General features: G+C 73.6%; 16 protein-coding genes. 7 read left to right on the top strand and 9 right to left on the bottom strand.

Features of this window, described 5'->3' with window-relative positions:
- The first annotated feature begins 51 nt into the window (after positions 1 to 51).
- From OOK38_RS31090 to OOK38_RS31080, 3 genes are all read left to right on the top strand, one after another.
- Positions 52 to 1,278, top strand: a complete 1,227-nt coding sequence (locus OOK38_RS31090; RefSeq protein ID WP_266849077.1) for an LLM class flavin-dependent oxidoreductase — start codon at positions 52 to 54, stop codon at positions 1,276 to 1,278.
- Between the two features lie 163 nt (positions 1,279 to 1,441).
- Positions 1,442 to 2,485 (top strand): AfsR/SARP family transcriptional regulator, encoded by a 1,044-nt coding sequence (locus OOK38_RS31085; RefSeq protein ID WP_266766292.1) that lies wholly within the window; start codon positions 1,442 to 1,444, stop codon positions 2,483 to 2,485.
- Positions 2,486 to 3,095: 610 nt separating this feature from the next.
- Positions 3,096 to 3,332 carry a hypothetical protein gene (locus OOK38_RS31080; RefSeq protein ID WP_266766293.1) on the top strand — a complete coding sequence of 79 codons (237 nt, stop codon included), beginning with the start codon at positions 3,096 to 3,098 and terminating at the stop codon, positions 3,330 to 3,332.
- 181 nt (positions 3,333 to 3,513) lie between these two features.
- Here the strand turns inward: OOK38_RS31080 and OOK38_RS31075 are convergent, their stop codons facing one another.
- Positions 3,514 to 4,002, bottom strand: coding sequence for a hypothetical protein (locus tag OOK38_RS31075; protein WP_266766294.1), 489 nt, complete (start codon positions 4,000 to 4,002; stop codon positions 3,514 to 3,516).
- Between the two features lie 109 nt (positions 4,003 to 4,111).
- On the opposite strand from OOK38_RS31075, the gene OOK38_RS31070 reads away from it, so the two are divergent.
- The gene (locus tag OOK38_RS31070) at positions 4,112 to 4,684 is read left to right on the top strand and encodes a DUF4240 domain-containing protein (RefSeq protein WP_266766295.1); all 573 of its coding nucleotides are present in this window, start codon (positions 4,112 to 4,114) and stop codon (positions 4,682 to 4,684) included.
- A gap of 444 nt (positions 4,685 to 5,128) precedes the next feature.
- On the opposite strand, the gene OOK38_RS31065 is transcribed toward OOK38_RS31070, so the two are convergent.
- The gene (locus OOK38_RS31065; protein WP_266766296.1) at positions 5,129 to 6,304 is read right to left on the bottom strand and encodes a hypothetical protein; all 1,176 of its coding nucleotides are present in this window, start codon (positions 6,302 to 6,304) and stop codon (positions 5,129 to 5,131) included.
- Positions 6,305 to 7,025: 721 nt separating this feature from the next.
- Complete coding sequence (locus tag OOK38_RS31060) at positions 7,026 to 7,856, bottom strand: AfsR/SARP family transcriptional regulator (RefSeq protein WP_266766297.1); 831 nt, start codon at positions 7,854 to 7,856, stop codon at positions 7,026 to 7,028.
- 953 nt (positions 7,857 to 8,809) lie between these two features.
- Here OOK38_RS31060 and OOK38_RS31055 point away from each other — a divergent pair.
- Entirely contained in the window at positions 8,810 to 9,229 is a 420-nt protein-coding gene (locus OOK38_RS31055; RefSeq protein WP_266766298.1) for a hypothetical protein, read from the top strand.
- A gap of 1,526 nt (positions 9,230 to 10,755) precedes the next feature.
- Here OOK38_RS31055 and OOK38_RS31050 read toward each other — a convergent pair.
- From OOK38_RS31050 to OOK38_RS31040, 3 genes are all read right to left on the bottom strand, one after another.
- Positions 10,756 to 11,439, bottom strand: coding sequence for a ScbR family autoregulator-binding transcription factor (locus OOK38_RS31050; RefSeq protein WP_266766299.1), 684 nt, complete (start codon positions 11,437 to 11,439; stop codon positions 10,756 to 10,758).
- A gap of 12 nt (positions 11,440 to 11,451) precedes the next feature.
- Positions 11,452 to 13,041 (bottom strand): acyl-CoA carboxylase subunit beta, encoded by a 1,590-nt coding sequence (locus tag OOK38_RS31045; RefSeq protein WP_266766300.1) that lies wholly within the window; start codon positions 13,039 to 13,041, stop codon positions 11,452 to 11,454.
- A gap of 95 nt (positions 13,042 to 13,136) precedes the next feature.
- The gene (locus tag OOK38_RS31040) at positions 13,137 to 13,415 is read right to left on the bottom strand and encodes an acyl-CoA carboxylase epsilon subunit (protein WP_266849075.1); all 279 of its coding nucleotides are present in this window, start codon (positions 13,413 to 13,415) and stop codon (positions 13,137 to 13,139) included.
- A gap of 315 nt (positions 13,416 to 13,730) precedes the next feature.
- On the opposite strand from OOK38_RS31040, the gene OOK38_RS31035 reads away from it, so the two are divergent.
- The gene (locus tag OOK38_RS31035) at positions 13,731 to 14,723 is read left to right on the top strand and encodes a ScbA/BarX family gamma-butyrolactone biosynthesis protein (protein WP_266849073.1); all 993 of its coding nucleotides are present in this window, start codon (positions 13,731 to 13,733) and stop codon (positions 14,721 to 14,723) included.
- Positions 14,724 to 15,273: 550 nt separating this feature from the next.
- On the opposite strand, the gene OOK38_RS31030 is transcribed toward OOK38_RS31035, so the two are convergent.
- Positions 15,274 to 15,714, bottom strand: coding sequence for a hypothetical protein (locus OOK38_RS31030; RefSeq protein ID WP_266766303.1), 441 nt, complete (start codon positions 15,712 to 15,714; stop codon positions 15,274 to 15,276).
- An 845-nt stretch (positions 15,715 to 16,559) separates the two neighbouring features.
- On the opposite strand from OOK38_RS31030, the gene OOK38_RS31025 reads away from it, so the two are divergent.
- Positions 16,560 to 18,062 (top strand): MFS transporter, encoded by a 1,503-nt coding sequence (locus OOK38_RS31025; RefSeq protein ID WP_266766304.1) that lies wholly within the window; start codon positions 16,560 to 16,562, stop codon positions 18,060 to 18,062.
- A gap of 76 nt (positions 18,063 to 18,138) precedes the next feature.
- Here OOK38_RS31025 and hemC read toward each other — a convergent pair whose 3' ends face one another.
- Both hemC and OOK38_RS31015 read right to left on the bottom strand, forming a co-directional pair.
- Positions 18,139 to 19,071 carry a hydroxymethylbilane synthase gene (gene hemC / locus OOK38_RS31020; RefSeq protein ID WP_266766305.1) on the bottom strand — a complete coding sequence of 311 codons (933 nt, stop codon included), beginning with the start codon at positions 19,069 to 19,071 and terminating at the stop codon, positions 18,139 to 18,141.
- Between the two features lie 280 nt (positions 19,072 to 19,351).
- The gene (locus tag OOK38_RS31015; RefSeq protein ID WP_266766306.1) at positions 19,352 to 20,230 is read right to left on the bottom strand and encodes an NAD(P)H-binding protein; all 879 of its coding nucleotides are present in this window, start codon (positions 20,228 to 20,230) and stop codon (positions 19,352 to 19,354) included.
- Between the last annotated feature and the right edge of the window lie 506 nt (positions 20,231 to 20,736).

Raw genomic sequence — 20,736 nt, 5'->3', positions numbered from 1 at the left:
TCCGGCAGGCCGGAAACGGATCACGGGACGGAGCCCCTCATGGAATTCGGTGTGAACTTTTTCCCGGCCGTCGACCCGGCACGGAAGAGCGCGAGCACCTATTACGACGAGAGTCTTCAGCTGGTCGAGCTCGCCGAGGAACTGGGTTTCGCCCACGTCCGGACCGGCGAGCACTACGGCTCCGCGTGCGGCGGCTACAGCCCCGACCCGGTGGTGTTCCTGACGGCGGCGGCCGCGCAGACCCGCCGCATCCGGCTGGTGGCCGGCGCGGCCGTCTCCCCGTTCGCGCACCCGGTGCAGATCGCCGCGCGCCTGGCCCTGCTCGACAACCTCTCGCACGGCCGTCTCGACGCCGGTTTCGCTCACGGCACTCCGCGGTCCGGGCTGTTCGGCGTGCCGGGCAAGGACAGCGCAGCCCCCGTGGAGGAGACCGCCGAGGCGTGCATCGCGCTGTGGAGCGGCGAGGAGGTCCGCTTCGAGGGCGACGTGCACCGCTTCGGCCCGGTGACCGGCTTCCCCCTGCCCTACCAGCGCCCGCATCCGCCGGTGTTCGTCGAAGGAGCGGCAAGCGCCGGGGCGTGTGCCCGGGCGGGCGCCCGGGGCCATCATCTGCAGCTCTCCCCCGTCCCGGGCGGCCGCCGGCAGGCGCAGAGGCTGACCGGGGCCTACCGCGCGGCGCGGCGGGCCGCGGGCCACCGGGGCGAGGGCCGCGTCCAGATCGCCTACACCTGTTACCTCGGCACGGACCGGGAAGTGACCCTGGCGGCCGCCCGTGCCGGCGAGGACCACCGCGCACGGCTGACCGCCGGCGCCGGCGCGGGCACGGGGGCCTTCCGTGCGGACGTGCGGCGCCCGCTGCCCGGAGCCGCCGGCGCCACGGCACACGACTACGACTACGACTACGACGGCGGATACGACTTCGGTGACGGTTACGACTACGGCGGCGGTTACGACTTCGACCGGGCGCTGGCCGGCCACCAGGTCCTGGCCGGCACGCCCGACGACGTGCGCGCGCAGATCGAGACGATCCACGCCTGGTACGGCTCCGGCAGCTGTCTGAGTCTGCAGTTCAACCCGGGGCATCTGCCCTACGGGCGCGCCGTGCGCGCGATGGAGCTGTTCGCCGCCGAGGTCGCCCCCGCCTTCACCCACTCCCCCGCTCCCGCCCCGACCGGCGCCGGCGCCGGTGCCCGTGCTGCTGCCGGTGCTGCGGGTGCCGGAGGTGGCCGTGGTGGCCGTGGTGGCGGTCCGGCGGTGGCGGCGACGGCCGCGGCGTGAGAGGCCCAAGGGCGCGGGCCGGGGATGTGCCCGGCCGCGTCCGGCCGGCGAAGGCCCGTCCGGTCGAGTGGCGGTCGGCCCGTACCGGTTGAGGAGCGGGCACCGTGCGCGGCGTGCCGTCACCGGGCCGGTTTGGCAGCCGCGAGGAAGATACGAGGAAGAGATGCAGTTCCGCATTCTCGGTCCCGTGGAGATCCAGGACGAGCGAACCGGTCTGAGGATCCTTCCGGCGGGCACCAAGCAACGCGCCCTGCTGGGCGCGCTCGTCGCCAGATCCGGGCACGTCGTGCCCGTCCGTCATCTGATCGACGAACTGTGGGGGCACCGTCCGCCCGCCAACGCGGCGAACGCGCTGCAGGCCCATGTGGCCCGGCTGCGCCGGCTCGTACCCGAACCCGGACCCGAGCCGGAGCCCGGACCCGGACCCAGGCCGGGGGCGGGGGTGGGAGTGGGGGCGGTGGGGCGGCACCGGGAGTGGCTCGTGACGCGCCCGCCCGGCTACCTCCTGCGCCCGGGCCCGGGTGCGAGCGACGCGCAGCGGTTCAGGGAACTGGCCGCCCGGGGCCGGGCCGCCGCCGCCACCGATCCGCGGCATGCGGCCGAACTGCTGCGCGCAGCGCTGGCGTTGTGGCGGGGGCCCGCGCTGGAGGGCAGCGCCCGGGGCGGCATCTGCGCGGCCGAGGCGGCGCGGCTGGAGGAGCAGCGGCTCACCGTTCTGGAGACGCTCTACGACGCGTGTCTGCGGGCGGCCCGGCACGACGAGATCATCGGCGAGCTGGAGGAACTGACGGCCGATCACCCGATGCGGGAGCGGTTCCACGACCTGCTGATGGTGGCCCTGTACCGGTGCGGACGCCAGGCGGAGGCGCTGGGCGTGTACGACAGGGCACGCCGGCGCCTGGTGCGTGAGCTGGGCGTGGAGCCGGGGGCCGCCCTGCGCGAGCGGCTGGACGCGATCCTGCGGCACGACCCGGACCTGGCACCGCCCCGGCCGGCCGGACACGGGCACATGGCGTCGGTGCACCCGATGCCGCTGCCGGCCCTGCCCCCGCTGCCGGCCGGGACCGCCGGACCCGACGCGACGGTCCTGAGCCTGAGCGGGGAACTGGCCCGGCTGCAGCACCGCATCGAATCGCTCTCCGCGGAACAGCACGCCCTGATGCGCCGCTTCGACCAGCTGGTCGCCCAGCGGGCGGCGGGCCAGTAACCGGCAGCCGGCCGGGTCCTGCGGGTGCGGCCGCGGGCTACGCCGCGCGGCTGCGGACCGGTGCCAGCGGGCCGGCAGGCCGGCAGGCCGGCAGAAGGAGGCGTACTCCACCGGGTCGGCGAACGCGGCGGCGGCGTTCACCGACCACGGCAAGTCCGGTCACGGCAGTCCAGGCAGGGCAAGTCCGGGCAGGGCAAGTGGCGGGCAGGGCAAGTGGCGGGGCAGGGCGGGAAGGAGGGGACGTCGCGTCAAGAGGCCCGGCTGTCCTGCCGGTTCACGTCACGACCGGCACGGTCGAGCCCGGTGGCCGTCCTGTGACACCGCCCCGGCTGAGCACCGTCCACGTCCCACGAACCCGCACGCAAGCTCCTTCACCCAGTGCGGGCACGGCCCCGGATCCTGTCCGCGACGAGCGGGGCCGCGGGTTCGTGTCCTTCCAGGCCCGGACCACGCGGGAGATCCTGCGTGCCGGTTTCGGTGGCTCCGGGCGGGGGGCCGGTTCAGACCTTGCAGAAGCCGAGGTCCCTGAGGGCCCCGCCACCCCGCCACTCCGGTCCTCGGCCCGCGCGCCCGGCCGGGTGCTGCCCCATGCCCGGCCTACACTCCGGCCGTGGACATCCCGGATGAACTGATCAACCTCGAACGGACTGCCGAGCAGGAGCGCGCCCGCGTCGCCGGACTCGCCGGCGAGGAGTACGACGCGCAGTGGAAGGCGTGGCGCGAGGCGTCTGCCGCGGTGCAGGCCGCGATCGCCGCGCACGCGACGGAAAGCGGGGCGAGCCGGTACGACGTCGAGCAGGCGGTCAAGCGTGCGGCACGGCGCATCGAGCAGGACCCCACGGAGTAGTCGGCATACGGCGAGAAATGGGCCGCCGTCCCGAGCCCAGCCCGGTCCCGTGGAGCCCTGAGCCATGCGGCCAACGCCAACCTCGTGTCTGCCGCGACATCGAGCACCGCACCAGACCCTCCCCGGCGGGGACTTTGATCAACTTGGGCTTCGTGGCCTCGAGGTCAGCAGTGCCTGGCGCTCACGTGTCGTAGTGACCGTCCCAGGGAGCGGAAAACCCGAGGCGGTCCGGGTAGAGCTCGGCCCAGTCGTCTTCCCCTTCGCTCTCTGCGTGGCGTTCGGGGATCAGACCGAAGATCACGCCGTCCATGGTCAGCTGGAAGGGGCGGATCGCGATGTCCCCGTACGTGAGCCGGGGTAGGCGATCGAGCAGCTGTGCCAGCCGTGTCCTTGCCCGGGCCCGCACAGAGTCGTTGCCGTGCGGACGCCGCTGTTGCTCGGCCCATGTTCCGGCGCACCAGATGTCCGAGTGGAGGTGCCGCCCCTGGGAGTCGAACCGGTGGAGCACGGCATAGAGGCGCTTGTGGTGTTCCCCCTCGTCGCCGAGGCGGAACCCCTGCGGGAAGGCGTAGGTGACTGAAGCGAGGAACTGGCCTCCCGCATACCGCCCGATGGTCTCGGTGCGGCAGTCGGGCTCGTGGGCGATCAGAACGGTCTCGGGTACTGCCATGGCGAAACCATAGGCGGAGCCCCTGACAGTCCTCGTTTCCCCGCCGTCGCGGCCGGGGCGATCCGCTCCGAGGAGCTGTTGTCCTACCGGGGTGGCACAGTGCCCGGCCATGGACACCTCTGAGTTCTGGACCACCGTCGAAGCCGCTCGCTCAGCCACCACGGCGGACAAGCCGTTCGCCGAAGCGCTGGTGGATGAGCTGGCCACCCGCACCAAGCAAGACATCCTGGGCTACCAGGAGCGCTTCGACGAGGCGAGTGGTGCTGTGTACCGATGGGACGTGTGGGCCGCCGCCTACCTCATCGGCGGAGGCTGCTCGGACGACAGCTTCATGGACTTCCGCGCCGGCCTCATCGCCCTGGGCCGCGACTGGTACGACAAGGCGGCAGCCGCTCCGGACGGACTCGCTGAGCACCCGTCAGTGATCGCCGCCGCACAGGCGCACCGCGACGAAGCGCTCTTCGACGAAGAGGCCAACTACGCGGCCAGCGGCGCATTCGGGCGCGTCACCGGCGACGAGGAGGACTTCTACGAGGCGTGGGCCGCATACACGGCCTCGCGCGAGCGTCCCGCACTAGACAGCAACGACATGGGTGAGGACTTCGACTTCGACGACACCCAGGAGATGCACCGCCGGCTCCCGCGGCTCGCCGCCCTCTGCCTCCGCGACACCGCGCACTGACGGAGGCCATCGTGGTCATCCATCTCGCGACACCCATGGCTCTGCCGGCGTTGTTCATCGCCGCGGCGGCCCTGGCGGCACTCGTCCGGGGGCGGGATGCTTCCCGGGGCCCGGCCGGCGGTCCTGCGTCCTCGCCTCTGGGGCTGGGGGCTGCCGGCGCTCGCCTTCGGCACGGGTGCGATGGCGGCCGGCCGGCTGGTGTTCGCGGGCTCAGGGTCCCGGACGCCGGTCAACGCGGCGGCGGGGGCGGGGCCGTGTCGCTCAGCTCCGAAATCGTCGGGGCCGGCCGGTGTCCTGCGGGCGGTGTCCGGCCGGAGGGAGGCAGGTCCTGGCCGGATCGGCGTTCGGGCGCTGCCGGGCCACGTCGCGGGGTGGGGCCCGAGAAGCTCTGTGTGGCGGCGATCCCGCGGATGTCCCGATATCCCGATGTCCCGACGTCCCAGGTCAAGGGGCTGTGGTGAAGCGGACGATGACGGGGCGGGAAGGGAACGCGCCGCCTCTGACGGAGCCCACGCCCCAGACCTGCCGGGTTCCCGGGACTGCGGCGTAGTCCTGGAGCTGGAGCTTCTGCCGGCAGCCGCCCTCACCGAGCCTGCCCGGCCGGCCGGCGAGGCAGGGCGGCTGGGTGATCCGCTCTTCCTCGCCGGACAGTGTCATATAGCGCTTGGGAGTGAGCATGATGGCGTTGCCGGCGTCGCCGGTCACCCACGGCGCCCCGTCGTCCTCGCTCCACCGGGTGCCGTCCCAGCGCAGTGCGAGCCCGGCGGAGTACGCGTCGCTGTCTCCGCCTTCGCTGGATACGGTGCCGAAGGCGCGCACGTCGTGGGCCGACAGGGCGACGACGCGGGTGAGTTCGCCGTCATGCGGATCGTCCTTGGATCCCGGCGGTATGGAGGGCGTGGCCGCCTTCGTCCAGGTGCGGCCGTCCCAGTGCATGGCCGCAGGGCGCGCAACCTGCTCTCGCGTCAGGCTGAACCCCACGGCCCACAGGTCCCGCCCCGAAGCCCCTCCCAGGGCCTGCGCCGTCCCGGGCAGCCGGAAGAGCTGCCAGTGCCGCCCGTCCCAGTGCCAGGCGGTGTCCGAACCGTCTACGGCCCAGACGTCCCCGGGGCCGAAGACGGCGACGTCTCTCACGACTTCGGGGAAGCCCCGGGGAAGGTCCACGGCCTGCCACGCCGTTCCGTCCCAGTGGGCGGCGAGTGGCGTTCGGCCACTGCCGGGGTTCGTCGTGACGCCCGCGAAGAGCCACACGTCGCGCGGCCCGGCGGCGTCGAGCCGGACGGACGAGAGGTCATCGAGGTGGCGCAGCGGGGGCGGAAGGCCGTAGGGGCGCCATGTCTTTCCGTCGTAGTGGAAAAGGAGAGTCTCATGGATGTCCACCCACCCGGTGACGGGACTCTTGCCGATGGCCCAGGCATCGTCGGCGGAGGCGGCGGCGATGTCGGCGAAGGCGGCGTTGGTGTTCTTCCCGGTGTAGTCGTAGCGCCAGGCGGCTGCGGTGCGGTGGTCACTCGTGCCGGCCCCACGGGAGGCATTCTGGTGCCCGCCTTGCGGGTTGCCGCATCCGGCGAGCGTCAGAAGGGCCGTGCAGAGGGCGGCGATGCGGCGCCGAGTGGGCATGTCGTTCCCCCTGGGGTGACGGGACGTTACGGCCGGCGGGTGGGGGAAGCGGGCAGGATTCTATGTGAGGCCGGGCCCTGCGTGACAGCGGTTGTGCAGGCAGGACGGTGGGGGGAGGGTGCAGATCATGGTGCCGGCCGGGGTGCGGTACGGGTGCCTGGGCCGGCGGTGCCGGGGCGATGGCCGCAGACGAGCGGCGCGTACCGGAGGTTCGTGCAGCACGCGGTGCTCGTCCGGCCTGTGGCCTCCGGTCCGGTGAGGAGCGCGCGCTGGGCTGCGCCGGCGGGTGCCGGCACCTGTGCTCCTGCGGCCCACGGCGAAGGCGGGACGGGCTCGGATCCCGAGCGTGCGGGAGGCCTGCCCGGCAGCCTCCTCGCGGAGCGCCGAGCGACCTGCCTCGTGCCCCGGGCCGGCTGGGACGCCGTGTTCCTCCCGCCTTTGGCCCTTCCGCGTTCTGACGGGACGTCGGGGATGGCGTGGAACCACCGCGTGCGGGTGCGGACGAAATTCCGGGCCGCGGGCATGGGTGACCCCTCCCTCCCGGACGGGGGGTCATCGGGAGGGAGGGGCCGCTGGGACGCGGCACCGGCCGCAGCCGGCCGTGCGGGCGGGCCCGGGGTGCCGGGACGGGGTGCCGGGACGGGGTGCCGGGACGGGGTGCCGGGACGGGGTGCCGGGACGGGGTGCCGGGACGGGGTGCCGGGACGGGGTGCCGGGACGGTCAGGCCATCCGGCCGACGAGGCGTGCGGCCGGGTTCTCCGGTCCGGCCGTGAGGGTGGGCTCGGGGTGGGCCATGAGGATGGACCGCTGGAGCCTGCCGAGCGCCGTGGACGGCTCCAGGCCCAGTTCCCGCACCAGCGTGGTGCGCAGGCGCTGGTAGGCGTTGAGGGCCTCACCGCGGCGGCCCGAGCGGTACAGGGCGAGCATGAACTGGCCGTGCAGGCTCTCGTGCATCGGGTACCGGCTGACCAGCACGGTCAGTTCGGACAGCAGTCCGCGGTGGTTGCCGAGCCGCAGGTCGGCCTCGATGCGCTGGTCCAGGGCGCACAGCCGGGTCTCCTCCAGCCGGCTCACCTCCAGGGTGATCTGGCTGCCGGCCTGGACGTCGGCGAGCGCGGTGCCGGTCCACAGCGACAGTGCCTCGCGCAGCCGTTTGGCGGCACCGGCGTAGTCCTCCGCGTCCATGGCCCGGTAGCCGGCCCCCGCGCGCCGTTCCAGCTCCTGGAAGTCCAGGGTGCCGCCGCGGGTCTCCAGCCGGTAGCCGCCCGGCAGGGTGACCAGGATGTCCTTGGCCCTGGTCCCTTCGCCGCCGCCGCGCAGCAGTGCCGCGCCGATGAGTTCGCGCAGCTGCAGGATGTAGGTCTGCAGCGTGGTGCGGGCGCTGCGGGGCGGGTTCTCGTCCCACAGCTCCTCTATCAGCGTGGACACCGGGACGACGTGGTCCGCGTTGAGCGCGAGCAGAGCCAGCACCTGCCGGGGCTTGGGCGCGGTCGGCGCGATGGGGATGCCGTGCTCCCGCACCGACAGCGGGCCCAGTACTTCGATGTCCATCGTTTCTCCCCTGTTGGATGCAGGCAGGTCAGCGCGTGCAACGGGGTCAGCGCGCCGGCACCGGAGCGGGCGTGCTGCGGCATCTGTCCCACCCCCGATAAAAAAACAGCATAGACGGTTTGTCAATCCGGGCGGGCAGTCATCTTTTCCCCAAGACCCCCCGCCCTCACGCCGGATGCGCCCGCCGCACCCCGCCCGCACCCCTCCCCCGCACCCGGCCACCACCCACCGCAGATTGCGTTCGCGACACACTTCTTCACGCTCCGGCGCCGCACGCCGGAGCGTGGCACCGGAGCGGCACGGGCAGGCCGCCCGCCCCCGGCAGCACCCGCACCCCGCCCCCGCCCGGCCCGCCGCCGGCCCCGCAGCACAGGCCGACCGCACACTCAACTTGCCAGCACAGCGGGCCGACACGGGCAGGCGGCCGAGGGGCTCCGGGGGCACCGGCGCACGGCCGCGAGGGGGTGCGGGGCGCCGCGCCGGCAGCCGGACCGGCCGCACTCACGGGCCGTCACGCCGGACAGGGAAACGCGCACCCCCTCAGGCGTTCTTCCCGTGTGCAATCTTCGCTTCCGGTGCGGGGTGCGGGGCACCGCCCGGCCGGTGCCCCGGTCCCGCGGGTTCCGCCCCCGGGGATCCCCGGGCTGCGCCGCCGGTCGTGTCGCGCCGGAGCGGGCGGGGAGGACGGCCGCGGGTGGCGCCGGAATCCCTCTCGAATCAGACCGGATGGTCTGTTCAGTGTGCCGCCCTGGTGGCCCGGCTCGGTGTCCAGCCGCCGGGTGCTGTCTTGTCAGGGCGAAGGGGGCGCGCCGATAGTTGTCCCGTCCGGTCGGGTCAGGGCCGGTGGCAAAAAAAAGGGGGGCGGGGTCGTGCGGCGTGGCGGGAGTGGAGCGGAGCTCGGTGAGAGACGCGGGAGTTACCCGATAGCGGGCGTCACCGGGGGGATTCTGCAGATGTTCCGGCGGTTCGTCGTGCTCTTCTGTCTCATTTTTCTGGGATTCCTGATCATCAAAAGGCCCGACGGCGCGCTCTCCAAGGGCCTGATCTCGGCCGCCGTGATCCTGGGTCTGGTCGGGCTGCGGGCCGTGTGGGGCCGGGTGTCCGCGCGGCACGGAGTGCGCGTGTGCCGCATCCACACCGGTGGCCTCGTCGTCACCGGCCTGTTCGGCCAGGTGAAGCACGCCGTGCCGTGGGACCGGATCGCCGAGTTGAAGCACATGTCCAACCTGTCGCCGCTGCTCACCTTCCACCGGTTCGACCTGGTGCGGCACGACGCCAGGCCCGTGGCGGTCCTCGTCCTGAAGGCGAACCCGGAGTTCGTGCCGGCGCTGCAGAGGGCGGCGGAGCTGGGCGGTCTGCACCCGCAGCAATGACCCTGCCGAGGGCCCGTCACAGCCCCGTGCTGCGAGCCGCCCGCCTGCGACAAGAGCGCCGAGTCCTGCCGGGCACCCGTCACCCTCGCCTCGCCCCTGATACGGGCGTGACAGGTGACACCCGGCCGGAAGCCGCGGGGCTTCCAGGTGGCGATACCGACGACCGTGCCGTCGGCGCGCACGATGGCGACCCCCGCGGAGTCGGCACACATGAACCCGCCGCTCTCCCACCGCTTGCGCCGTGCCCGCGGATCACGGATCCGGGCCACTCGAACTCTCCGAACGCATCGGGATCCTGGATCCGTACACAGGCGGCCGGAAGGGGAGGTCTCCTTCGGCGAACGCCCGCAGGCGGACGGTGTCCGCGTTGTCCGCCGGAGTCATGAGCCTCAGTCCCGCCCGCCGGGAAACCCTCTGCCAGCCAGCCTCCCGGCAGCCGCCTTCGCCGCCTGCCTACGTGAGGCGGCCCGGGCGGATCCGGCCTGTTCTTCGGGCCGTTGGCCGTTGCCCTGCCCGCCCGGAGAGCTGCACCGCCTTGAATCCTCCCCCACCTGAAGCAGGGATTCCTGGCTCACGCTGCCTGCGGGTCAGCGACCCGACAGGTCTTCCGCGATCAACACCAGCCGGGTTGAAACCAGCCCGGTTTGATACTGAAGCTCGGAGGCGCATGTGCTGTCTTGGCTCTCGATCAGCACGGTGTGCGCGCTTGGTTCTCGCACCGCACGGCGTGCAGCCTACCCACTCAGGCGTACGGTGTTCCGTCCTTGGGGCGACATCCCGTTCCCTGCCCTGCTCCGCAGGAGTCCGATTCTCCCGCGCAAGCGGGAGGTACCCCCACCCCGGCCCGAAGGCCGAGGCATCCTCGGAGGAACCCGGTGAACTCGCCCCTCCCCGGGCCGGGTTGTGCGCCCCGTGGCGGTCGGGCAAGGGCGGCACAGCAGGCTCTCAGCGCCGGCACGTACAGCGTGCCGGCGGGGCGCAGGGCGGGCGTACGGCGCCGCGGGCGCCCGGGACGGCAGGGCTACGGCGTGCCGGGGCCCGGAGCACCGGCACGTACACCGCACGGCGGGGGCGCAGCGCGCAGGGCGTACTGCGGGGCCGGGACGGCGACACGTGGGCGTGCACACCGCACGGCGGGGCGCAGGACGTACTGCCTGCCGCTGGGGCCCGGGACGGCAGCGGGCAGGCGCTGCCGGGCCGGGACGGCAGGGGCGTACGGCGTGCCGGGGCCGGGGTGACTGCGCGTGCGGCGCCGCGGTCGCCGCAGGGGTGCCCCGGACCGTGTCGCCGCGCAACGCAGTTGGCGGTCCGGTGCTGCGGCGCGGGGCGGGGCGGGCGCGTCCGTCCCCGGGTGCCGGCGGGGTGCGGTGCGCGCCTTCAACGCCCGCCCCGCGCCGCACTGCGCCGCACCAACCCCCGCCCCCGGACGCGGTATCCGGGGCCGCGCCCGTACGGCCCCGCCCGTTCGGCGCGGCTCGTTCGGCGCGGCTCGTTCGGTGGTTGGGACGGTGCGGTGGTTGGGGTGGTCAGGGTTCGGGGCGGGGGTGTGGGGGGCCGGGGGTGTTGCCGGGGGGCGGGTCCTGGTGTGGGGGGTCTGCCGGGGTGCCTGCCGCCTGGAGGTGTCCCAGGGCGGCGGGTGCGGCCAGGCGTGGCAGCAGGAGCCGCCAGAACCGGGTGAGGGTGCGGTAGGAGAGCCATTCGGCGTCCTGTGCTCCCAGTACCTCGAAGCCCACGGTCGCCGCGACGACGGCGACCGCCGCGTCGCGCGGCACCACCGTGTCGGCGAGTTCGCCCTCGCCGTCGGCGCGTTTGAGGGTCGACTCGACCCAGTGCTTCCACTGCAGGCGCAGGTCCCGTTCGCCGGTGTAGAGGTGTTCGGTGCCCAGGGCGAACCCGGCGCGCAGGACGGCGTCGTCGTGGAGGGTGCCGGCCAGGTGGTGGGTGGCGTCGACCAGGCACTGCAGGGCCTGGCCGGGCCGCTGTTCGCCGTGCACGGTGATGCGGGTCAGCCGGTGCGCGGCGGCCTCCTCGACGGCTTCGGCGAGGGCGGCCTTGCTGGCGAAGTGGAAGTGCAGCGCTCCGTTGCTCACGCCGGCCCGGCCGCTGATCGCGGTGAGCGAAGCGGTGCGGTAGCCCTCGCGGTCGAAGACCGCGGCGGCGGAGTTGATCAGCGCCTCGCGCGTGCGCAGCGCGCGTTCCTGTTTGGCCATCGTGGTGCTCCGTTACTGCGGCGGGTTGCCGTGCTTGCGGGAGGGCAGGTCGGCGTGCTTGGTGCGCAGCATCGCGAGCGATTCGATCAGCACCTCGCGGGTCTGGGCGGGGTCGATGACGTCGTCGACCAGGCCGCGTTCGGCCGCGTAGTAGGGGTGCATCAGCTCGGCCTTGTACTCCTTGACCATGCGGGCGCGCATGGCCTCGGGATCGGCGGCCCCGGCGATCCGGCGGCGGAAGATGACATTCGCGGCGCCCTCGGCGCCCATCACGGCGATCTCGTTGGCGGGCCAGGCGTAGGTGAGGTCGGCGCCGGTGGACTGGGAGTCCATGACGATGTAGGCGCCTCCGTAGGCCTTGCGCAGGACGAGCGAGATCCGCGGCACGGTGGCGTTGCAGTACGCGTAGAGCAGTTTCGCGCCGTGGCGGATGATGCCGCCGTGTTCCTGGCCCACGCCCGGGAGGAAGCCCGGCACGTCCAGGAGGGTGAGCAGGGGGATGTTGAAGGCGTCGCAGGTCTGGACGAACCGGGCGGCCTTCTCGGAGGCCGCGATGTCCAGCACCCCGGCGAGGTGCCGGGGCTGGTTGGCGACGATGGCGACGGCCTGGCCGTCCAGGCGGGCCAGCGCGCAGATGATGTTGCGGGCCCAGTGCTCGTGGACCTCCAGGAAGTCGCCGTCGTCGACGAGTTCGGCGATCACCTCGGTCATGTCGTAGGGGCGGCTGCCGTCGGCCGGGACCAGGTCCAGCAGCACCTCGCTGCGCCGGCCGGCCGGGTCGGTGCACGCGGTGCGCGGCGGGCTCTGGCGGTTGTTCTGCGGGAGCATGGAGAGGAGGTAGCGGACCTCCGCGAGGCAGGTCTGCTCGTCGTCGTAGGCGAAGTGGCACACCCCGGAGGTCTGCGCGTGGACGTCGGCGCCGCCCAGGGCGTTGTGGGTGATCTCCTCGCCGGTGACCGCCTTGACCACGTCCGGGCCGGTGATGAACATCTGCGAGGTGTCGCGGACCATGAACACGAAGTCGGTCAGCGCGGGGCTGTAGGCCGCGCCGCCCGCGCACGGGCCGAGCATCACCGAGATCTGCGGGATGACGCCCGAGGCGCGGGTGTTGCGCTGGAAGATGCCGCCGTAGCCGGCCAGCGCGCAGACGCCTTCCTGGATCCGGGCGCCCGCGCCGTCGTTCAGCGACACCAGCGGCGCGCCGGCCGCGACGGCCATGTCCATGATCTTGTGGATCTTCTGCGCGTGGGCCTCGCCCAGCGCGCCGCCGAAGATACGGAAGTCGTGCGCGTACACGAAGACGGTGCGGCCCTCGACCAGGCCCCAGCCGGTGACGACGCCGTCGGTGTAGGGCTTGTTGGTCTCCAGGCCGAACCCGGTCGCCCGGTGCCGGCGCAGCTGCCCGACCTCGGTGAACGAGTCCGGATCCAGCAGCAGGGCGATGCGTTCGCGGGCGGTCAGCTTGCCCTTGGCGTGCTGCGCCGCGGTCGCCTCCTCGCCGGGGCCCTGCAGGGCCTGCGCGCGGATCGCGTGGAGTTCCGCCACGCGCCCGCGCGTGGCGGTGCCGTGCGGCCCGGGCCGCTGGGGGGCAGTCGTCGTCATGTCAGGTCCCCTCCTGGGACAAGGCCGAGGAGGTCCCGCCCCGGGTCCGTACGTGGACATTAACAAACCGCTGAAGCGGTTTAAAGTTGTTCTACTCAAGAACCGCTCGAGGCGCCGCCGGCCCAGCTGCCCGCCGGCACGAAACCTCCCGGCCCCGGCCACCGGGACGAACCCGCCCCGGCCCACCCGCCGGCCGGCTCCCCGCCCCACCGCCCGTCCTCCTGTCCGCCGGCCGGTCCGTCCGGTCCGTCCGGCTGTCCGGCGGCCCGTCCGCGCGCGCCGAGGACCGCGAGCAGCACCGCGGTCAGGGCGGCGAGTTCCGCCTCGTCGGCCTGTCCGCGCTCGACACGCAGCACCGTGTCCCCGCTGCTCATCGATCACCCCTCTCCCCCGGCGGGCCTGGCGGGCCGTCATGTCACCGTCGGCCAGGGCACTGGAGAGACGCTGTGGTGCCGCTCGAGATCCGCTCGCCCCCGCCCGGGGCGCGGCGGCCGGAACCCGACGCCCCAGCTCACGGGCGGCGCCCGGCGGTCCGGGGTGCCGGGCGGGCGCCGATTCGGAGCAAACTGCTCCATTTCCCGCGGGCAGGACCTCGCGGAGAACCCTAGAAACTAAACCGGGTGGTCTGTATCTTCCTGATTCTCAAGCGAGCACATCCGATGCCAGGCCAACGCAGCTCAGGGGGAAACATGTCCATGACCACGTTCCGCACCGGGCCGGCCCCGATCGCCACCGCACCCGTGCCCGCCCCGCCGGACGGCGCCGCGGGGCCTGCCGGACGGGCCCCGCGGTTCGCCACCCTGACCACCACGGTGCCCAAGGAACTCGTCCACCGTGCCAGCGTCGCCGAGGTGCTGCTCACCGACTGGGCGCGCACCGCGGCGGACCGCTTCGAGGTGAGCGCCCAGTGGCCGCGCGGGCACAGCTTCTTCACCGCCGTCCAGGGCCGCCACGACCCCCTCATCGCCGCCGAGTCCTTCCGCCAGGCGGCCATCCTGCTCGCCCACACCGAGTTCGGTGTGCCGCTCGAGCACCCCTTCCTGATGCACAGCCTCACCCTCGACGTGCGCCCCGAGCACCTGGCCACCGGCAGCGCACCGGCCTCCGTCGGCATCGAGATGACCTGTCACGACGTCACCTGGCGGCGCGGCGCCGCCACGGCCATCCGCTTCGAGGCCGTATTCCGGCGCGGCGGACAGACGGTGGCGAGCGCCTCCGGTTCCTGCACGTGCACCACACCCGCCGTCTACGCCCGGCTGCGCGGCAAGCAGGCCGCCCTGGCCGGGGTGCCCGCACCGCTGACCGCGCCGCTGGCCCCGCAGCACGTGGGCCGCACCTCACCCGCCGACGTCGTCCTGTCCCCCGCCGGCCGAAGCGGGCGCTGGCTGCTGCGCACCGACACCAGCCACCCCGTGCTCTTCGACCACCAGGTCGACCACGTCCCCGGCATGGTCCTGCTCGAAGCCGCCCGCCAGGCCACCGTCGCCACCCTGGGCCAGGACACCTTCGTGGCCCACCTCGCCAGCACCTTCGAACGCTACGCGGAACTCGACACCCCCTGCACCATCGAGGCCCACCCCCTGCCCGACCACGCCGGACAGCGCCGCGTCCGCATCCTCGCCCACCAGAACGACACCCCCGTCTTCACCGCCACCACCGGAACCGGCCCCCACCCCGCCTGACCGCCGGCCCCGGCCCCAACCGCCCGCCGGCCGGCGGGCCCGGCTCCCGAACTCCCCGGCACCCGCGGCCGGGCCGGGCATCCCGGGCGCCGGACCGCCACGACGGACACGACAAGCACGGCGTCCCGGCGCCGGCGACCGGGCAGCACGCCGGGCAGCACGCGCCGCATCCTGCGCCTCCGGACCGCCCGCCCCGAACACCCGCAGCCGGCCACGGACCCGGCCGGGGCCCCCGGCCCCCGGGCCCCGGTCTCCCCGTCACCCGCGGCCGGCCGGCACCGCGGACGGCGGGCACGGCGAGAGGGCACGGCCGCCGGTATCCGCGGCGGCCCGGCATCGACGACCGGGCCGCGGGGCCGGAACGTGCGGGCCGGAACGTGCGGGCCGTCTCACCCGCCGGTGGCGGGACCCTGCGAACCGGTTTCGCCGGCCGTCCGGTGAAGTTCTGCAGCCACGGGGGGCCTGGCCCGCCCAAAGCGCAGCAGGCCCGCGGGCGGCGGGAAACAGCCCGACGCCGCCGCCCCGGGCCCCTGCCGTCGACGGTCTGCCGCTACGAGGCGAGGTCCCGGGCACCGGCAAGGGCCCGGCGGACGGCGCCGGAGAGCCTGCGGGCTCCCTCGGCGCAGGGCAGTCCGCTCTGCCAGGCATCGACGGCCTGCCATCCGTGGCCGGCCAGGAACGGGGCGGGAGTGCCGGCCTCGAGGTCCGTGGGCGCCGCGGGAAGGCGTACCAGCAGGACCGAGGTCCCCAGAGCAGCGGCGGCCGCGACGCCCTCGCGGGCCAGGACCGGGACGCCGTAGGCGGCATGAAGGGGCGCACGACGGGCCAACTCGGCCAGCCTGTCCAGGAGATCGGGGTGGGTGTGCAGCTGCCATTCACCCAGCGCGTAGTCGTCCGGTCCGCTCGGCGGGCAACCCTGTGCCCGCAGGAAGTCCAGCAGCGCAGCGTTGCGGGGATGCTCTGCGCGTATCGACGGCAGGTCCAAGCGCATGGGCATGACTCTACGTCCCTCCCCGGAACAGGCGGCCGGGCGCGGGCAGTTCAGGACAGGTCAGGGGCCAGAGGTTCGGGGGGCAGGGGGTCAGGGGGTCAGGGGGGCAGGGGGTCAGGGGGTCAGGGGGTCAGGGGGTCAGGGGGTCAGGGGGTCAGGGGGTCAGGGTTCGGGGGGCAGGGGGTCAGGGTTCGGGGGGTCAGGCATGACGTCCCTGAACGGTTCACGCGCTGTGACGCCGTCCGGATGCCTTCTGGCAGTACGCGCCGTCGTCGCCGCGGACCCGCGCGCCAAAAGCCTTTCGCGACCCGGCGCATCCCGGCGGTCACCATGCCGCCCGGATTCTTGGCGCTCATCCCTCCCGGCGTCCCGTGCAGGGCGGTTTCGAGGCGCTCCCCGTCATCAGGAGGCGCGGTCATCACCGCGGGCCACCACCCGGGCCCGCGATCCCGCGCACACCTTCGCCGACCCGGCAGGCCACGGCCCGCCCACCGTCTGCCGTCTGCCGTCTGCCGTCTGCCGTCTGCCGTCTGCCGTCTGAGGGGATCTACCGGTCCGGACCGGACGCCCCGAAGCCGGTGCGGGCTTGGCCCGCCTTCTCCGCCGGGACCCGGGCGCCGCCGGCCGGGCCCTGCGGTGGGACATCGGCGTCGCCGGCCGGGCCCTGTAGCGGGATCCGGCGCCGCCGAAGGACACGTGAAACGGGGAACCTCGAGCGGGCCGTGTACGGCCGGACCTCTTCGTGGACGACGAGCGCGCCGGCGGTGCCGGGGGCGCCGGTGCGCCGACGCGCGCAAAAGGGCTCCTTCCCTGCGTTGCGTGCCGTTGCTGCTTAGCGTGACCCCATGACCACAGTCCAGGCCCGGCCCGCTTCCGACGACCGGCGGTGGAAGGCGCTCGCGGTCTGTCTGACAGCGGGCTTCATCTCCCTGCTCGACACCTCGATCGTGAACGTGGCGCTGCCCTCGATGGAACACGGGCTGGCCGCCTCGGAGGCCGCCCAGTCCTGGGTGGTCTCCGGATACGCCCTGGCCTTCGGGCTGGTCCTCGTCCCGGCGGGCCGCCTGGGCGACATGCGCGGGCGGCGGCAGGCCTTCCTGCTGGGGCTGGCCGCGTTCACGCTGGCCTCGGCGGCCTGCGGCCTGGCCCCCAGCGCCTCCTGGCTGGTGCTGTTCCGGCTCCTGCAGGGCGCGGCGGCGGGCATGGTCGCCCCGCAGACCTCGGGACTGATCCAGCAGATGTTCCAGGGCGCCGAGCGGGCCAAGGCCTTCGGCATGCTCGGCAGCGTCATCGGGGTCTCGACGGCGCTGGGCCCGCTGGCGGGCGGCCTGCTGATCAACGCCGTCGGCACCGACGACGGCTGGCGCTGGGTGTTCTTCGTCAACCTGCCCATCGGGGTGGCCGCCCTCGCCGCGGGACTGCGGCTGCTGCCCCGCTTCCCGGCGTCAACCGGCAAGAAGAAGGAGGAGTTCGACCTGTTCGGCGTGCTGCTCCTCGGCGCCGCGGTGCTCGCACTCATGCTGCCGCTGGTACAGGAGCAGCAGTGGACCGGACGGCTGAAGTGGGCGCTGCTGCCGGTGGGGGCGCTGCTGCTGGCCGCATTCTGGGCGTGGGAACGGCACCAGGGGCGGCGCGGGCAGGCCCCCCTGGTCGATCTGGGCCTGTTCTCCCTGCGGTCCTTCACCTTCGGCTCCCTGATCAGCCTCACCTACTTCGCGGGCTTCACCACCGTCTTCTTCGTCTACTCCCTGTTCCTGCAGAACACCGTCGGATACAGCGCGCTGGCGGCCGGCCTGTCGGTACTGCCCTTCGCCGCCGCCTCGGCGGTCGGCGCCACGATCGGGGGCCGCCTGGTGATGCGCCACGGACGCATGCTCGTCGTCACCGGCCTCGGCGCGGTGGCGGTGGGACTGCTCGGGGTGATCGTGGCGGTCCAGCTGGTACCCCTGCAGAGCGTGGGATGGGCCACGGCCCTGCCGATGGTCATCGCCGGGATCGGCTCCGGCCTCACGGTCTCCCCCAACACCACCCTCACCCTCACCCGCGTCCCCGTGCACCGTGCCGGTGCGGCCGGCGGAGTTCTGCAGACAGGACAGCGCATCGGCTCGGCAGCCGGAATCGCCGTGGTCGGCGCGGTGTACTTCGCACACCAGGCCAGCCACGGACAGTCCGTCACGGCCATTCAGCTGGGACTGCTCACCGCCGTCGGGTTCAGCATGATCGCACTGCTGCTGGCCGTGGCGGACCTGCGCGAACGCCAGCTGCACCCCGAGCCGGAACCGACCGCCAAGAGCGTCCGGCACGGTTCCGAAGACGGCGACGCCGACGAAATGGTGCGCCGCGGCTGAGGGGGCACGGCTACCGGGCCCGAAGGCCGAGGCTCCGCCGCGGAGCCACAAAAAAGGAGGGGGGTAACGGGGGCTGTCAGTGGGCGATGCCGTCGATCAGCTCGCGGGCGCCCTGACGCAGCAGAGCCAGCGCGACGGAGGCACCGAGGTCTGCGGGACTGAGCCGCCCGGCCCATTCGTGAGCGTTCAGGACGGTCTTCCCGTCCGGGCTGAACACGCAGGCGCGCAGCGACAGATCACCCCGGGACGCCTTCGCGTATCCGGCGATCGGGCTGTTGCAGTGGCCCTGGAGGACATGCAGGAACATCCGCTCCGCGGTGGCCTCCCGATAGGTGCCGGAATCGTTCAGAGCGCTGATGACGTCGATCGTGGGGGTATCGGCTTCACGGCACTGAAGAGCGAGAATGCCGGCCCCGATCGGCGGGATCATCACCTCGGCCGGCAGGACCTCGGTGATCACGTCGGGCCGGCCGATGCGCTCCAGACCGGAGACGGCCAGCAGCAGTGCGTCTACCTCGCCCGCGGCGAGCTTGTCCAGGCGCCGGTTGGCGTTGCCGCGGAACGGCACGCATTCCAGATGCGGGTGGGAGGCGGCGAGTTGCGCGACCCTGCGCACCGAGGAGGTCCCGACCCGGGTTCCCGCGGGAAGCTCGTCCAGGAGCAGGCCGCCGGGATGGACGAGGGCGTCCCGGATGTCGTCCCGCCCAAGGAACGCCGCGAAGGTCGTGCCGGCCGGCAGCGGCCGGTCCGCCGGCACGTCCTTGACACAGTGCACCGCGACGTCCGCCTCCCCGGCGACGAGCGCGGCGTCGACCTCCTTGGTGAACGCCCCCTTGCCCTCCACCTGGGAGAGATCCCCCATCCACGTGTCACCGGTCGTCCTGACCGGGACCACCACGGTCCGGATACCGGGATGGAGCACCGCAAGCTCGGTACGGACGCGCTCCACCTGGGCCAGGGCCATGGGCGAGTCACGGGAGACGATACGGATCAGCTCAGGGACGGACATGTCGTACACGATAGAGCGTCAGAGCCCCGCCCCCGGCATCAACCCAGCAGCCCATCTCAGCCGCACGGCAAGGAAGTTGAGAGTATCGGGCAGGTGTGCGAGGAAGCCGCGGACGCATCGCGGGGGCCTGCAGGCCAGGCGTCCTGCGGCAGCAGGACACCCACGCCACAACCACCCCGCCCGCACCCGCCCGCCCTTCACCGGCCCGGCACTTCACCGCCCGCACCCGCCCGCCCTTCACCGACCCGGCCCTTCACCGGCCGCGCCCGCCCGCCGGGCGTCACCCCGTGCCCCGCGCCGGCCCGGGCACCCGGAACGCGTCCAGGTGGTCGCCGACCCAGTCACGGTAGGAGCGGGCCGGCCGGCCCAGCAGCGCCGCCACCGCGGGCTCCACCACCTGCTTGGCACCCGCCCGCTGCCGGCACGCACTGTCCAGCAGCGCCTCCACCACCACCGGCGGATACCGCCGGGCCAGCACAGCCCGGGCCGCCTCCCGGCCCAGCTCCTCGAAACCCAGCTCCACCCCCAACTGCCGCCCCAGCTCCCGCGCCTGCTCTCCCGCCGTGAGCGCCTGCGGCCCCGTCAGCGTGTAGGCACGGCCCGCATGCCCCGGCCCGGTCAGCGCACACACCGCCACCGCCGCCACATCCCGCGGATCCACACACGCATTACGCGACGTCCCGCACAACGCCCGCACCACCCGCTCCCCCCTCACCGACGGCGCCCACCCCAACGTGTTCGACATGAACGCCCGCGGACGCAGCAGCGTCCACTCCAGACCCGACCCGCACACCACCGCCTCGGCCTCACGCTGCCAGCACGTCACCCCGTCCCGCGCCTGCGGATCCCTCACCGCCGCAGCCGACAGCTTCACCACCCGCCGCACCCCCGCCGCCCGCGCCGCCCGCACGAACCGCACATCATCACCCTCACCCACCCGGCACGTCAGCAAGAACGCCGCCCGCACCCCCGCCAACGCCCGCCCCAGCGACACCTCGTCCCCCAGATCCCCCACCGCCACCTCAACACCCGCAGGCAACCCCACCGCACGCCCCGCATCACGCACCAGAACCCGCACCCCCACACCCCCCGGCAACCGGCCCAACCCGCCCACCACCGCCCGCCCCACCGTCCCCGTCGCCCCCGTCACCAAAATCACAACCCCACCCCTCCCAACCACACCCCGAAACAACCCCGACCACACCCAACCCACACCCAGCCCGGCCCAAACCCAACCCGGCCCCACCGCACCTCACCCCGGCCCCACCCCAACACCGCCCGCACCACAGCGAACCAGCCCGAACCTCACCACGAACCAGCCCGCAACCACCCCGGGCTCGGGCTCGGGCTCGGACCCGGCCTCAACCCAACGCGGCCGGCCCAACTGCGAACCAGCCGGCAGCCACCCCGGGCCCGGGCCCGGGCTCGGGCTCGGGGTGGTTGCGGGCCCGGGCCCGGGCTTCACCTCAACGCGGCCGGCTCAGCTGCGAACCGGCCCGAATCCCACCGCGACCCGGCCCGCAGCCACCCCGGACCGGACTCGGGGTTCGGGTTCGGGTTCGGCGGCGCTCGGGTCCCGGCAGGTGAGCGAGCGCGATCCGCGCAGCCGGCATACCGGCCGCCCGGCTTCTCACCCCACACCAGCCGGCCCCACACCGGACGGCC

Source organism: Streptomyces sp. NBC_00568 (assembly GCF_026341855.1).
GTDB lineage: Bacteria > Actinomycetota > Actinomycetes > Streptomycetales > Streptomycetaceae > Streptomyces.
The sequence above is the reverse complement of the archived record's forward strand: the minus strand, read 5'-3'. Positions and strand labels throughout refer to the sequence as shown.